Source organism: Mycobacteriales bacterium (assembly GCA_030697205.1).
Lineage (GTDB): Bacteria > Actinomycetota > Actinomycetes > Mycobacteriales > SCTD01 > JAUYQP01.
On the sequence record JAUYQP010000015.1, the window covers coordinates 19,205 to 33,638 of the forward strand.

8 protein-coding genes and 1 pseudogene are annotated in these 14,434 nt (G+C 71.8%); 5 read left to right on the forward strand and 4 right to left on the reverse strand.

Translation table 11 applies throughout. The features are described 5' to 3' along the window. Positions 1 to 79 precede the first annotated feature (79 nt). A complete protein-coding gene (gene glgX / locus Q8R60_05540; protein ID MDP3711932.1) occupies positions 80 to 2,191 on the forward strand; it encodes a glycogen debranching protein GlgX in 2,112 nt (703 codons plus the stop codon). A 13-nt stretch (positions 2,192 to 2,204) separates the two neighbouring features. Here the strand turns inward: glgX and Q8R60_05545 are convergent, their stop codons facing one another. Next, complete coding sequence (locus tag Q8R60_05545; GenBank protein MDP3711933.1) at positions 2,205 to 2,981, reverse strand: transglutaminase family protein; 777 nt, start codon at positions 2,979 to 2,981, stop codon at positions 2,205 to 2,207. Position 2,982: 1 nt separating this feature from the next. Continuing rightward, complete coding sequence (gene glgP / locus Q8R60_05550; GenBank protein MDP3711934.1) at positions 2,983 to 5,532, reverse strand: alpha-glucan family phosphorylase; 2,550 nt, start codon at positions 5,530 to 5,532, stop codon at positions 2,983 to 2,985. A gap of 111 nt (positions 5,533 to 5,643) precedes the next feature. Here glgP and Q8R60_05555 point away from each other — a divergent pair, with 111 nt between their 5' ends. The 4 genes and pseudogenes from Q8R60_05555 to glgB all read left to right on the forward strand — a co-directional run bounded on the left by Q8R60_05555 (position 5,644) and on the right by glgB (position 12,947). Continuing rightward, positions 5,644 to 7,587 carry an alpha-1,4-glucan--maltose-1-phosphate maltosyltransferase gene (locus tag Q8R60_05555; GenBank protein MDP3711935.1) on the forward strand — a complete coding sequence of 648 codons (1,944 nt, stop codon included), beginning with the start codon at positions 5,644 to 5,646 and terminating at the stop codon, positions 7,585 to 7,587. A gap of 41 nt (positions 7,588 to 7,628) precedes the next feature. Then, positions 7,629 to 9,260 (forward strand): annotated as a pseudogene (treS, locus tag Q8R60_05560) (maltose alpha-D-glucosyltransferase). After that, complete coding sequence (locus Q8R60_05565; GenBank protein ID MDP3711936.1) at positions 9,257 to 10,621, forward strand: maltokinase; 1,365 nt, start codon at positions 9,257 to 9,259, stop codon at positions 10,619 to 10,621. The pseudogene treS and the gene Q8R60_05565 overlap by 4 nt, the downstream one beginning before the upstream one ends. Before the next feature lie 7 nt (positions 10,622 to 10,628). Next, a complete protein-coding gene (gene glgB, locus Q8R60_05570; protein MDP3711937.1) occupies positions 10,629 to 12,947 on the forward strand; it encodes a 1,4-alpha-glucan branching protein GlgB in 2,319 nt (772 codons plus the stop codon). Positions 12,948 to 12,950: 3 nt separating this feature from the next. Here glgB and Q8R60_05575 read toward each other — a convergent pair whose 3' ends face one another. Then, positions 12,951 to 13,853, reverse strand: a complete 903-nt coding sequence (locus tag Q8R60_05575; protein ID MDP3711938.1) for a tetratricopeptide repeat protein — start codon at positions 13,851 to 13,853, stop codon at positions 12,951 to 12,953. 145 nt (positions 13,854 to 13,998) lie between these two features. Continuing rightward, the gene (locus tag Q8R60_05580; GenBank protein ID MDP3711939.1) at positions 13,999 to 14,367 is read right to left on the reverse strand and encodes a DUF779 domain-containing protein; all 369 of its coding nucleotides are present in this window, start codon (positions 14,365 to 14,367) and stop codon (positions 13,999 to 14,001) included. Positions 14,368 to 14,434 lie beyond the last annotated feature (67 nt).

Consider the following 14,434-nt stretch of genomic DNA (forward strand, 5'->3'; position numbering starts at 1 on the left):
GGGGCCGATCGCGTCCGGCACCGCGGGTGATCCGGTCGGGGACCGCGCGGTTCCTGCCGGGTCGGGCAGGATGGCGCGCATGGATCCGCGCGCGTGGCCCGGGAGACCGACCCCGCTGGGTGCGACCTGGGACGGCGAGGGCACCAACGTCGCGGTCTTCAGCCACGGCGCCGAGGCGGTCGACGTGTGCCTGTTCGACGACGACGGCCGCGAGACGCGCATCCCGCTCGAGGAGACGACCTTCCACGTCTGGCACGGCTACCTGCCCCACGTCGGGCCGGGGCAGCGCTACGGCTTCCGCGTCGACGGTCCCTTCGACCCGGGCAGCGGGCTTCGCTACAACCCGAGCAAGCTGCTGCTCGACCCCTACGCGCGCGCCATCGAGGGCGACTTCCGGTCGGTGCCGGAGACCCGCGGGTCGATGCCAGACCGCGACGGCACGCAGGACCACCGCGACAGCGCGCCCTACGTCCCGCGCTCGGTGGTCGTGCACGACGCCTTCCCGTGGGGCGACGACGTCCGCCCGCAGACCCCCTGGCCCGACACCGTCGTCTACGAGCTCCACGTCAAGGGCTTCACCGCCTCCCACCCCGGCGTGCCCGAGCACCTGCGCGGCACCTACGCCGGTCTCGCCCACCCCGCCGCTGTCGAGCACCTCGTCTCGCTCGGGGTGACGGCGGTCGAGCTGATGCCGGTGCACCACTTCGTCTCCGAGCCGCACCTGCAGGCCCGTGGGCTCAGCAACTACTGGGGCTACAACTCGATCGGCTACTTCGCGCCGCACGCGGCCTTCTCCGCCGGCGGCAGCCGCGGCGAGCAGGTCCGCGAGTTCAAGGCGATGGTGCGCGCGCTGCACGCGGCCGGCATCGAGGTCCTGCTCGACGTCGTCTACAACCACACCGCCGAGGGCGACCAGGGCGGGCCCACGCTCGCCTTCCGCGGCCTCGACAACCCGACCTACTACCGCCTCGAGGCGGACCGCTCGCACTACCGGGACTACACCGGCTGCGGCAACACCCTCGACGTCCGCTCACCCCACGTCCTGCAGCTCATCATGGACTCGCTGCGCTACTGGGTCACCGAGATGCACGTCGACGGCTTCCGCTTCGACCTCGCCTCCGCACTGGCCCGCTCCTTCCACGACGTCGACAAGCTCTCGGCCTTCTTCGACGTCATCCAGCAGGACCCGGTCATCAGCCAGGTCAAGCTCGTCGCCGAGCCGTGGGACGTCGGCGAGGGCGGCTACCAGGTCGGCGAGTTCCCGCCGCTGTGGACCGAGTGGAACGGCAAGTACCGCGACACCGTCCGCGACGTGTGGCGCGGCTCGAAGGTCGGCGTCCGCGACCTGGCCTACCGGCTCTCGGGCTCCTCCGACCTCTACGCCGACGACGGCCGCCGCCCCTACGCCTCCATCAACTTCGTGACCGCCCACGACGGCTTCACCCTGCGCGACCTCACGTCCTACGACCACAAGCACAACGAGGCCAACGGCGAGGACGGCCGCGACGGCGAGTCCCACAACCTTTCCTGGAACTGCGGCGTCGAGGGCGAGACCGACGACCCGGCCGTCAACACGCTGCGCCGCCGTCAGGCCCGCAACCTCCTGACGACGCTGCTGCTGTCGACCGGCGTCCCGATGCTGACGATGGGCGACGAGGTTCGTCGCACCCAGGCCGGCAACAACAACGCCTACTGCCAGGACTCGCCCGTCTCGTGGATGCCGTGGGAGCACGACGCCGACGCGCAGGCGATGCGGCGCTGGACCGCCGCGCTGGTCGACCTGCGCCGCAGGCACCCCGTCTTCCGGCAGAACCACTTCTTCCTCGGGCGTCCCGTGGGTGACGACGGCGTCAAGGACGTCGCGTGGTTCACCTCCGCCGGCACCGAGCTCACCGACCACGAGTGGTTCGACCCGTCGCAGCAGCTGCTCGGGATGTACCTCGACGGACGCTCCATCCGCGAGCGCGACGCCCGTGGGCAGCGCATCGTCGACGACTCGTTCCTGGTGGTCCTCAACGCCGCCTCGCACGGCACCCGCTTCCTGCTGCCCGCGGAGCCCTGGGCGACCTCCTACGAGACCCTGCTCGACACCGCGTCGGAGGAGCCGCTTGGTGGCCGCGCCCACCGCGCCGGTGCCCGCATCCATGTCACGGCCCGTTCCGTCGCCGTCCTGCGCGTAGCCCGCACGTAGCCGCCCCGCGCGGTCAGCGGTGGTCGTCGAGCGGCAGGGCGCCGTCGACGACGGCGGTGACCTCGACGGTGTCGAGACGCAGCCCCGCGCCGTGCGACGACAGGAACGCCGTGTCGGCTGCGTCCCGGCCGGTCGCGATGCGGACCAGGGACTGCCGGGGCGCGAGGCGGGTCGCGTCGACGAGGCGCCAGGCACCGTCGACCAGCACCTCGGCAACCGCGTGGAAGTCCATGGGCGACAGGCCGGGGGCGTAGGCGGAGACGACGCGGGCGGGGACGTCGCGGGCGCGCAGCAGGCCGACGACGAGGTGGGCGAAGTCGCGGCACACCCCCTCGCCCGCGAGCAGCGTGTCGACGGCACCGTCAGTGACGGTGCTGCTGCCGGGCTCGTAGACGGTGCGGGCGCCGACCCAGGTCGCGACGGCGCGCACGAGCTCCATCCCGGCTGGGTGGCTGCCCCACTCGGCGGCGGCGACGGCGGCCAGCCGGTCGGACTCGGCGTAGCGGCTCGGCCGCAGGAACAGCGCGGCGTCGAGCGGCTCGACGGGCACGGGCTCGGCCGGTCCCACGACAGCGGAGTAGCGGACCGCGAGGCGACCAGGACCGGCCCGCAGCAGGTGCAGCCGTCCGCCGACGGCGGTCGCGTGCTCGACGACGTCGACCGGCCGGTGGTCGAGCTCGACGACGAGCTCCTCCTCGCGGGGGAGCCCTGCGGCGGCGACCTGCAGCTCGACGGCTGCCTCGCCGTCGAGGTCGGCCACCAGCAGGCAGCCAACCCGTCGGTCGCTCATGTCACGCCGTCGCCGTCAGCCCGAGGTCGGCGTCGTCGGGCAGCGCGTCGTGGTGGGGCAGGACGCGGACGGTGTAGCCGAAGGCGCCGGCCCGCTCCATCGGCACGTCACCCTCGAAGCGCAGCAGCCCGTCGTCACCGGGCCCGGCCGGCACCAGCGAGACCGTGGTCGGGGAGCGCAGCTCGTCGGCCTCGTCGACCCGGCCGTAGACCGCCTGCACCCGCACGTCGTCGGGGCTGAGCCCACCGAGGTCGACCGTCGCGCGCACCGACAGCGTCGTGCCGACCTGCGGGGCGTCACCGACACCGAGCGCCTCGACGTGGGCGACCCGCACGGCCGGCCAGGCAGCACTGACCCGCGAGCGCCAGGCGGCGAGCTCGCGCGCGGGGGCGAAGCCGTTGCCGGCCAGGCCGCGCGAGGCCAGCGCCGCCGGGGTGTAGAGCTCGTTGACGTAGTCGCGCACCATCCGCGAGGCGAGGACCTTCGGCCCGAGCGACTGCAGGGTGTGGCGCACCATCTCGACCCACCGCCGCGGCACTCCCTCGGCGTCGACGTCGTAGAAGCGCGCCCGGACCTGCTTCTCGACGAGCTCGTAGAACGCCGTCGCCTCGATGTCGTCGCGACGGTCGGGGTCGGTGACGCCGTCGGCGGTGGGGATCGCCCAGCCGTTCTCCCCGTCGTACATCTCGTCCCACCAGCCGTCGCGGATCGAGAGGTTGAGGCCGCCGTTCAGGGCGCTCTTCATGCCGGACGTGCCGCAGGCCTCGAGCGGGCGCAGCGGGTTGTTGAGCCACACGTCGCAGCCGCCGTAGAGGTAGCGCGCCATCCCGATGTCGTAGTCGGGCAGGAAGGCGATGCGGTGCCGCACGTCCGCGCCGTCGGCGAAGCGCACGATCTGCTGGACGAGCTCCTTGCCTCCGTCGTCGGCGGGGTGCGCCTTGCCCGCGATGACGAGCTGGATCGGCCGGTCGGGGTCCAGGAGCAGCGCCCGCAGCCGGTCGGGGTCACGGAGCATGAGGGTCAGTCGCTTGTACGACGGGACCCTCCGCGCGAAGCCGATCGTCAGGACGTCGGGGTCGAAGGCGGTCTCGGTCCACGACAGCTCCGCGGCTGTCGACCCGCGCTGCAGCCACGACTCGCGCAGGCGTCGGCGGACCTCGTCGACGAGCCGCGCGCGCAGCAGGCGGCGGGTCTGCCAGACCTCGGAGTCGGCGACGGACTGCACCGCCTCGAAGCCCGCGGACTCGGTGGTGATGGGACCGCCGGCGTGCTTCTCGCCCAGCTCGAACACCTCGCGCGACACCCACGTCGGCGCGTGCACGCCGTTGGTCACCGAGCTGATCGGCACCTCCTCGACGGGGAAGCCCGGCCACAGGTCGGCGAACATCCCGCGCGACACGACGCCGTGCAGCTTCGCGACGCCGTTGCGGCGCTGCGCCATCCGCAGGCCCATGTGGGCCATGTTGAAGACCGCCGGGTCCTCCTCCGCCCCGAGCTCGAGGATCCGCTCGACGGGCACCTCCGCGACCGCGTTGTCGCCGCCGAAGTAGGTGGCGATGAGCTCGCGCGGGAAGCGGTCGATGCCGGCCGGCACGGGGGTGTGGGTGGTGAAGACCGTCCCGGCGCGGACGGCCTCCTTCGCCTCGTCGTAGGACAGGCCGTGGGCGACGAGCTCGCGGACCCGCTCGACGCCGAGGAAGCCGGCGTGGCCCTCGTTGGTGTGGAAGACCTCGGGGGCGGGCTCGCCGGTCAGCGCGGTGTAGGCGCGGATCGCACGGACGCCACCGATGCCGAGCAGCATCTCCTGGTGGAGGCGGTGGTCGGAGCCGCCTCCGTAGAGGCGGTCGGTGACCTGGCGCTCGGCGGGGGCGTTGTCCTCGACGTCGGAGTCGAGCAGCAGCAGCGGCACCCGACCGACCTGCGCCTTCCAGACCTGGGCGTGCAGGGTCCGACCACCGGGCATCCCGACAGCCACCTTGAGCGGCGAGCCGTCGGCGGCGGTGAGCAGCGACAGGGGCAGGCCGTGCGGGTCCAGCGGTGGGTAGCGCTCCTGCTGCCAGCCCTCTGCCGACAGCGACTGCTTGAAGTAGCCGGCCCGGTAGAGCAGGCCGACGCCGAGGATCGGCACGCCGAGGTCGGAGGCCGCCTTGAGGTGGTCGCCGGCGAGGATGCCGAGGCCGCCGGAGTACTGCGGCAGCACCTCGGTGATGCCGAACTCCGGTGAGAAGTAGGCGATCGACGCGGGCGCGTCGGTCAGCGACTGGTACCAGCGCGGCGTGGTCATGTACTCGCGCAGGTCGTCGTGGGCGGCGGACAGCCGGGCGAGGAACTCCTGGTCCGTCGCCAGCTCTGCGAGCCGCTCCGGGGCGACCTCACCGAGCAGGCGCACGGGGTCCTGCCCGACGGCCTGCCAGGTCGCCGGGTCGACCGACTCGAAGAGGTCGAGCGAGCGCGGGTGCCACGACCAGCGCAGGTTCATGACCAGCTCGGCCAGGGGCGCGAGCGGGGTCGGGAGGGCGAGCCGGACGGTGAACCTGCGGAGTGCTCTCACCCGACGGACCCTAGCCCCGAGCGGCGGTGCCCAAAACCCTCCGGGCCCACGGGTTGCATCCGAGACGCTCCGCGACGTTCGGACCTGGACCACCTGGGTACGGTCGGCACGGTGGTAGGACGCATAGCGATCTCAGACGTACGCCCGACAGTCAGCTGCGGGCGGTACCCGTCGCGCGCGGTCACCGGCGAGACGGTGACCGTCGGCGCGACGGTCTTCCGTGAGGGACACGACGCCGTCGGGTGCAACGTCGCCGTGCGCCGACCCGACGGGACGAAGGGGTCCTTCCTGCGCATGTCCCCCGGCACGCCCGGGACCGACGCCTGGTCGGTGCCGCTGCTGCTCGACCAGGAGGGCCGCTGGTCCTTCGTCGTCGAGGCGTGGGACGACGAGCTCGGGACGTGGTGGCACGACGCGCCGCTCAAGGTCGAGGCCGGGGTCGACGTCGACCTGATGCTCGAGGAGGGCGCGCAGCTGTTCGAGCGCGCCGCCAAGGGCGCCCCCAAGGCCGACCGGGCCAGGGTCGCCGGCGTCGCGACGGTGCTGCGCGACCCCTCGCTGACCCCCGCCGAGCGCATGGCCGCAGCGACCCACGAACCGCTCGTCGCGCTGCTCGAGCAGCACCCGTTGCGGCGCCTGGTCACCAAGCACGAGGCGCGCACGATCTGGGTCGACCGCCAGCGCGCTCTCTACGGCGCCTGGTACGAGCTCTTCCCGCGCTCGGAGGGCGCCTCCCTGGACCCGCCCCGCTCCGGCACCTTCCGCACCGCGATGGAGCGGCTGCCGGCGGTCGCCGCGATGGGCTTCGACGTCGTCTACCTCCCGCCGATCCACCCGGTCGGCAAGGTCAACCGCAAGGGACCCAACAACACCCTCACGCCGGGTCCGGACGACCCCGGCTCGCCGTGGGCGATCGGCTCCGACGAGGGCGGCCACGACGCGGTGCACCCCGACCTGGGCACGATCGCGGACTTCGACGCCTTCGTCGCGCGCAGCCGCGAGCTCGGGATGGAGGTGGCGCTCGACCTCGCACTGCAGTGCGCCCCCGACCACCCGTGGGCCACGGAGCACCCGGAGTGGTTCACCACCCGCGCCGACGGCTCGATCGCCTACGCCGAGAACCCCCCGAAGAAGTACCAGGACATCTACCCGGTGAACTTCGACAACGACCCGGCAGGGCTCTACGCCGAGGTGCTGCGGGTCGTGCGCCACTGGACCGACCACGGGGTGCGCATCTTCCGCGTCGACAACCCCCACACCAAGCCGCTGGACTTCTGGGAGTGGCTGATCGAGCAGGTGAAAGCCACCGACCCCGACGTGCTCTTCCTCGCCGAGGCCTTCACGCGGCCGGCGATGATGCACGAGCTGGCCCGCATCGGGTTCACGCAGTCCTACACCTACTTCACCTGGCGCACCGGCAAGCAGGAGCTGCAGGACTACGCCCTCGAGCTGGTCGAGGCGTCGGACCACATGCGACCCAACTTCTTCGTCAACACCCCCGACATCCTGCACGCGTCGCTGCAGTACGGCGGCCCGCCGGTCTTCAAGGTCCGCGCGGTGCTCGCGGCCCTGCTCGCACCGACGTACGGCGTCTACGCCGGCTACGAGCTCTTCGAGCACGTCGCGGTCCGGCCGGGCTCCGAGGAGTACCTCGACTCCGAGAAGTACCAGTACCGGCCGCGTGACTGGGCCGCTGCGGAGGAGTCGGGCAGCAGCCTCGCGCCCTACCTCACGATGCTCAACCGGGTGCGCCGCCAGCACCCCGCGACCCACTGGATCCGCAACCTCGTCTTCCACACGACCGACTCCCCCGACGTCCTCGCCTGGAGCAAGCGCACCGGTGACGACATCGTCCTCACCGTCGTCAACCTCGACCCGCACGGAGCCCGCGAGACCATGGTGCACCTGGACATGCCCGCCCTCGGCCTCGAGTGGAGCGACAGCGTCAGGGTGAAGGACGAGGTGACCGGCGCGGTCTTCACCTGGGGCGCGGACAACTACGTCCGGCTCGACCCCTTCGTCGAGCCCGCGCACGTCCTGGTGGTGCAGCGGTGACCCTCGAGCACGGCGAGCTGGTCAGCCTGGAGGAGTCGCGCGACCCGCTGTGGTTCAAGCGGGCGGTCTTCTACGAGGTGCTCATCCGCGGCTTCGCCGACAGCAACGGCGACGGCACCGGCGACATCAACGGCCTGATCGGCAAGCTCGACTACCTGAAGTGGCTCGGCATCGACTGCATCTGGCTGCTGCCGATCTACCAGTCGCCCCTGCGCGACGGCGGCTACGACATCAGCGACTTCCTCACCGTGCTACCGGAGTTCGGCGACCTCGGCGACTTCGTGACGCTGGTCGACGAGGCCCACAAGCGGGGGATGCGCATCATCGCCGACCTCGTCATGAACCACTCGAGCGACGCGCACCCGTGGTTCCAGGCCTCGAGGTCGGACCCCACCGGCCCCTACGGCGACTACTACGTCTGGTCCGACACCGACGAGCCCTACTCCGAGGCGCGCATCATCTTCGTCGACACCGAGCGGTCCAACTGGACCTTCGACGAGGTCCGCGGCCAGTACTACTGGCACCGCTTCTTCAGCCACCAACCCGACCTCAACTACGACAACCCGGCCGTGCAGGCCGAGATGATCGAGGTCCTGAAGTTCTGGCTCGACCTCGGCATCGACGGCTTCCGGCTCGACGCCGTCCCCTACCTGTTCGAGCGCGAGGGCACCAACGGCGAGAACCTCCCGGAGACCCACGACTTCCTCAAGCGGGTCCGCAAGGAGGTCGACGCGCTCTACCCCGACCGGGTGATGCTCTGCGAGGCCAACCAGTGGCCGCAGGACGTCGTCGACTACTTCGGCGACGACGGTGACGAGTGCCAGATGGCCTTCCACTTCCCGCTGATGCCCCGGCTGTTCATGGCCGTGCGCCGCGAGTCGCGCTACCCGATCTCGGAGATCCTCGCCAACACCCCGCCGATCCCCGACAGCTGCCAGTGGGGCATCTTCCTGCGCAACCACGACGAGCTGACCCTCGAGATGGTCACCGACGACGAGCGCGACTACATGTACGCGGAGTACGCCAAGGACCCGCGCATGAAGTCCAACGTCGGCATCGCGCGCCGCCTCGCGCCGCTGCTGGAGAACAGCCGCGACCAGATCGAGCTGTTCACCGGGCTGCTGCTCTCGCTGCCCGGCTCACCCGTCCTCTACTACGGCGACGAGATCGGGATGGGCGACAACATCTACCTCGGTGACCGCGACGGCGTGCGCACCCCGATGCAGTGGAACGCCGACCGCAACGCGGGCTTCTCCACCGCAGACCCGCAGCGGATGTACCTCCCGCTCATCCTCGACCCCGTCTACGGCTACCAGGCCCTCAACGTCGAGGCCCAGATGCGGTCGTCGAGCTCGCTGCTCAACTGGACCCGGCGGATGCTCGAGATCCGCAAGCAGCACCCCGTCTTCGGCCTCGGCAGCTACGAGGAGCTCGGGGGCACCAACCCGTCGGTACTCGCCTACGTCCGCGAGTTCGGCGACGACCGGGTGGTGTGCGTCAACAACCTGTCGCGCTTCCCGCAGCCGGTCGAGCTCGACCTGTCCCGCTTCGAGGGCTGCGTCCTTCGTGAGCTGTCAGGACAGGTCCCCTTCCCCAAGGTGGGCGAGCTCCCCTACCTGCTGTCGCTACCGGGCCACGCCTTCCTGTGGTTCGGGCTGGAGGCCCCGGAATGACCGCCACTCTCGAGGACCTGCTGGCCGACTGGCTGCCGACCCAGCGCTGGTACGGCGCCAAGGGCACCGTCGTCGCGGGCGTGTCCGTCGAGCGGAGCACCTCGCTGCTCACCGAGCCCCGGGTGGACCACCTCGTCCTGCGGGTCGACTCCCCCAGCGGCGGCAGCGAGCGCTACCAGCTGCTGCTCGGCCGGCGCCGCGGCGAGGTCGAGGAGCGGCTGCAGCACGTGGTCGTCGGCGAGGTCCACGGCGACGTGCTCTACGACGCGATCCACGACCCGGTCGCTGCGACCGCCCTGCTCGAGGCGCTCGCCGGCGGGTCGACCGTCGACGCACTGGACTTCGTCTCCGACGCCGAGCTCGACACGACGCTGGTCCCGCGGGTGCTCACCGGCGAGCAGAGCAACACCTCCGTCGTCTACGGCGACCGCTACATCCTCAAGCTCTTCCGCCGCCTCCAGCCCGGTGCCAACCCCGACATCGAGGTGACCAAGGCGCTCGCCGACGCGGGAAGCCCCCACGTCGCGCGACCGCTCGCCTGGCTCGACACCACCCTCGACGGCACCGTCACCACGCTCGGCCTGCTGCAGGTCTTCCTGCTCGGCGCGACCGAGGGCTGGGCGACCGCGACGGCGAGCGTGCGCGACCTGCTCGCCGAGGGCGACCTGCACGCCGACGAGGTCGGCGGTGACTTCGCGGGCGAGGCAGAGCGTCTCGGCGTCGCCACCGCCGAGGTCCACGCGCTCATGGCCCGCGTGCTGCCCGCCTCCGTCGCTGGCCCCGCCGAGTCGGCGGCAACCGCGCAGCAGCTGCACGAGCGCCTCGACGCCGCACTGCTCGTCGTCCCCGAGCTGGCGCCCTTCGCCGACGACCTGCGCCGCGCCTACGACGTGGTCGCGGAGCGCACCGAGCCGGTGGCGGTCCAGCGGGTCCACGGCGACCTGCACCTCGGCCAGGTCTTGCGCACGCAGGACGGCTGGGTGCTGCTCGACTTCGAGGGCGAACCCGCCCGCCCGCTGGCCGAACGGACGGCGCTGATGTCACCGCTGCGCGACGTGGCGGGGATGCTTCGCTCCTTCGACTACGCGGCCCGCCACCTGCTGGCCGACCGCACGCACCATGGTGACGAGGTCCCCCAGCTGGCGTACCGCGCCCAGGAGTGGGCAGACCGCAACAGGGCGGCCTACTGCGACGGCTACGCCCGCGCGGCAGGCGCCGACCCCCGTGACGACCAGGCCCTCTTGCGGGCCTTCGAGCTGGACAAGGCGGTCTACGAAGTGGTCTACGAGGCGCAGAACCGGCCGACCTGGCTGCAGGTCCCGCTGTACTCCATCGAGCGCCTCGTCGGGGCGACCGCGTGAGCGCCGCATGACCGAGACCCCGACGCCCCGCAAGCGCGCGCCGCGCAAGGCCGCGCCCGAGACCGTCATCGACCTCACCGCTCCCGCGCCAGAGACTGCTCCGGCTGCTCCCCCGGTGAAGGCTCCCCGCAAGCGCGCTGCCAAGAAGGCCGCGCCCGCACTGGTCACCGGGGGGGTGTCCCACGAGGAGCTCGAGCGCGTCGCCGGTGGTGCGCACCACGACCCGCACGGCGTGCTCGGAGCGCACCCTGTGCCGGGCGGTGTCGTCGTACGCGCCCTGCGTCCGCAGGCCGAGTCCGTCGCCGTCCTCCTGGGCGAGCAGCGGACCGCCATGACCCCCGTGCACGCCGGCATCTGGGAAGCCCGGCTCGACCTCGCAGAGGTCACCGACTACCGCCTCGAGGTGACCTACCACGGCACGGCCTACCCGGCCGACGACCCCTACCGCTTCCTGCCGACCCTCGGCGAGGTCGACCTCCACCTCATCGGCGAGGGTCGCCACGAGCAGCTCTGGACGGTGCTCGGCAGCCACGTCCGCCGGCTCGGACCGGTCACCGGCGTGAGCTTCGCGGTGTGGGCGCCCAACGCCCGCGGCGTGCGCGTCGTCGGCGACTTCAACGGCTGGGACGGCTCGTCGCACCCCATGCGGTCACTGGGCAGCAGCGGCGTCTGGGAGCTGTTCGTCCCAGGACTCGGCGAGGGCACGCACTACAAGTACGCCGTGCTCGGAGCGGACTCGACCTGGCGCGACAAGAGCGACCCGATGGCGCGACGCACCGAGGTCCCTCCTCGGACCGCGTCGATCGTCGACGACTCCGACTACACCTGGACCGACGGCGAGTGGATGGCGCGTCGCGCCGACGTGCAGCCGCACGCCGCACCGATGAGCACCTACGAGGTGCACCTCGGGTCGTGGCGGCAGGGGCTGTCCTACCGCCAGCTCGCCGACGAGCTCGTCGACTACGTGACCTGGCTCGGCTACACCCACGTCGAGCTGCTGCCCGTCGCGGAGCACCCCTTCGGCGGCTCCTGGGGCTACCAGGTCACCGGCTACTACGCGCCCACGTCGCGCTTCGGCGACCCGGACGACTTCCGCTACCTCGTCGACGCCCTGCACCGCGCGGACATCGGCGTCATCGTCGACTGGGTGCCCGCGCACTTCCCCAAGGACGAGTGGGCGCTCGCGCGCTTCGACGGCACCCCGCTCTACGAGCACGCGGACCCGCGGCGCGGCGAGCAGATGGACTGGGGCACCTACGTCTTCGACTTCGGCCGCAACGAGGTCCGCAACTTCCTCGTCGCCAACGCCCTCTACTGGCTCGAGGAGTTCCACATCGACGGGCTGCGGGTCGACGCGGTCGCTTCGATGCTCTACCTGGACTACTCCCGCGAGGAGGGCCAGTGGCTGCCCAACGAGTTCGGCGGCCGCGAGAACCTCGAGGCGGTGGCGTTCCTGCAGGAGATGAACGCCGTGGTCTACAAGCACGTGCCGGGCGCGGTGACGATCGCGGAGGAGTCGACGTCCTGGCCGGGCGTCACCCGCCCGACCCACCTGGGCGGCCTCGGCTTCGGCCTGAAGTGGAACATGGGGTGGATGCACGACTCGCTCGACTACGTCGAGCGCGAGCCGCTCTACCGCGGCTACCACCACCACCAGATGACCTTCTCGATGGTCTACGCCTACTCCGAGAACTTCGTGCTGCCGATCAGCCACGACGAGGTCGTGCACGGCAAGGGCTCGCTGCTGCGCAAGATGCCGGGCGACCGCTGGCAGCAGCTCGCCGGCGTGCGCGGCTACCTCGCCTTCATGTGGGCCCACCCGGGCAAGCAGCTGCTGTTCATGGGCTCGGAGTTCGCCCAGGAGTCGGAGTGGAGCGAGGACCGCTCGCTCGACTGGTGGCTCATGGACCTGCCCGACCACCGCGGCGTCGCGCTGCTCGTCAAGGACCTCAACGCGGTCTACCGCGCGACCCCCGCCCTGTGGTCGATGGACACCGACGCAGCGGGCTTCTCGTGGATCGACGCCAACGACGCGAGCGGCAACGTCTTCTCGTTCCTGCGCTTCGGGTCCGACGGTTCGGCGGTCGCGTGCGTCAGCAACTTCGCAGGGATCCCCCACGAGGGGTACCGCATCGGCCTGCCCTGGGACGGCGCATGGACCGAGGTCCTCAACACCGACGCGGAGACCTACGCCGGAAGCGGTGTCGGCAACCTCGGGTCCGTGCAGGCCTCGGCCGACTCGTGGCACGGCCAGCCGGCGTCCGCGACCCTGCGGGTGCCGCCGCTCGGCACCGTCTGGCTCGCGAGCCCGGGCCCCTCGAGCTGAGGCTCAGAACAGCGCGTTGGCCAGGGAGCGACGACCGGCGAGCACCATCGGGTCGTCGTTGTCGAGCGCGTCGAGGATGCTCAGCAGGTGGGTGCGGGCGGTCTCGCGCTCGTCACCAGCGACCCGCCGGACCAGCCCGACGAGCCGGTCGATCGCGGCCTGCACGTCACCGCTGAGCACCTCGACGTCGGCGGCGGTGGTCTGCGCCGCGAGGTCATCGGGTGCGGCCTGCGCGGCCGCGAGCGCGGTGGCCGGGTCGACGCCGCCGGAGCGGTCGAGCAGCACCGCGAAGGCCCTGCCCGCCACGGCCTCCGGGTCGGCCGGCTTGCGCGCGAGCAGGGCGTCGTACGCCGTGATCGCCGCCGCGTAGTCGCCGGTCGCGAGGGCGTCCTCGGCCGCGACCAGGTCGGGGTCTGCCGGGACGGGCGCGTCCTCTGCGGGCGCCTCGCCACCGGGGCCGGGCAGGCCGGCCTGGGCAGCGGCCTCCAGCACCTGGTCGAGGAACATCCGGACCTCGCGCTCGGGCATCGCGCCCTGGAAGCCCTGGACGAGCCGGCCGCCGATCGCGAGCAGCACCGTGGGGATCGACTGGATCTGCAGCTGACCGGCGATGCCCTGGTTGGCGTCGACGTCGATCTTGGCGAGGACCCACTTCCCGGCGTCGGCCTCGGCGAGCTTCTCGAGGATCGGCGAGAGCTGCTTGCACGGACCGCACCACGACGCCCAGAAGTCGACGAGCACGGGCACGGTCAGCGACCGGCGCAGCACCTGCTCCTCGAAGGTCGCCTCGGTGACGTCGATGACGTGGTGGCTGGTGGAGGCGGGGGCCGCGGGTGTCGCCGGCTGACGCAGGGACGAGAGGTCCACGGCACCGGCGATGGACAGGTCGGTCGGTCTGCGCTGCATGCCTCCATCCAACAGCAACCGTGCCCGGTCGCTTCCGCCCACCGCCTCCCCGCGACGTGCCCCGAGCTGCCTAGCGTCAGAGCAGCTCAGGAGACGCCAGGCTCAAGACTTATGACGCAAGGGCGGGCGGGGGTGGCGGGACGGGTCAGGTGCCGGGGGTCACGGGGACGAGCGCGTCGGCCTCGTCGTCGGTGAACAGCCGCGACCGGATGAGGAAGCGCACGCCGTCGGGCGACTCGACGGAGAAGCCGCTCCCCCGCCCGGGTACGACGTCGACGGTGAGGTGGGTGTGCGACCAGTAGGCGAACTGCGACGCCGACATCCAGAACTCGCACCCGTCGACCTCACCGAGCAGCACGTCGGACGGCCCCGTGATGAAGTCGCCCTTCGGGTAGCACATCGGCGAGGAGCCGTCGCAGCAGCCGCCGCTCTGGTGGAACATCAGCTCGCCGTGGCGGGCCTTCAGGCGCGCCAGCAGCTCCGACGCCGCCGGCGTGATCGTGACGCGCTCCATGCGGGGACACCTCTCCCGGCGCGAGGCGGCCGGCCCACGAGGAGCCGGCCGCCTGCGGCGTACGGGG

Excerpts from the sequence above, each read along its gene's own strand:
- glgX (MDP3711932.1), top strand. The coding sequence starts at position 80 with ATGGATCCGCGCGCGTGGCCCGGGAGACCGACCCCGCTGGGTGCGACC.
- Q8R60_05545 (MDP3711933.1), bottom strand. The coding sequence starts at position 2,981 with ATGAGCGACCGACGGGTTGGCTGCCTGCTGGTGGCCGACCTCGACGGC.
- Q8R60_05565 (MDP3711936.1), top strand. The coding sequence starts at position 9,257 with ATGACCGCCACTCTCGAGGACCTGCTGGCCGACTGGCTGCCGACCCAG.
- glgB (MDP3711937.1), top strand. The coding sequence starts at position 10,629 with ATGACCGAGACCCCGACGCCCCGCAAGCGCGCGCCGCGCAAGGCCGCG.
- Q8R60_05575 (MDP3711938.1), bottom strand. The coding sequence starts at position 13,853 with ATGCAGCGCAGACCGACCGACCTGTCCATCGCCGGTGCCGTGGACCTC.
- Q8R60_05580 (MDP3711939.1), bottom strand. The coding sequence starts at position 14,367 with ATGGAGCGCGTCACGATCACGCCGGCGGCGTCGGAGCTGCTGGCGCGC.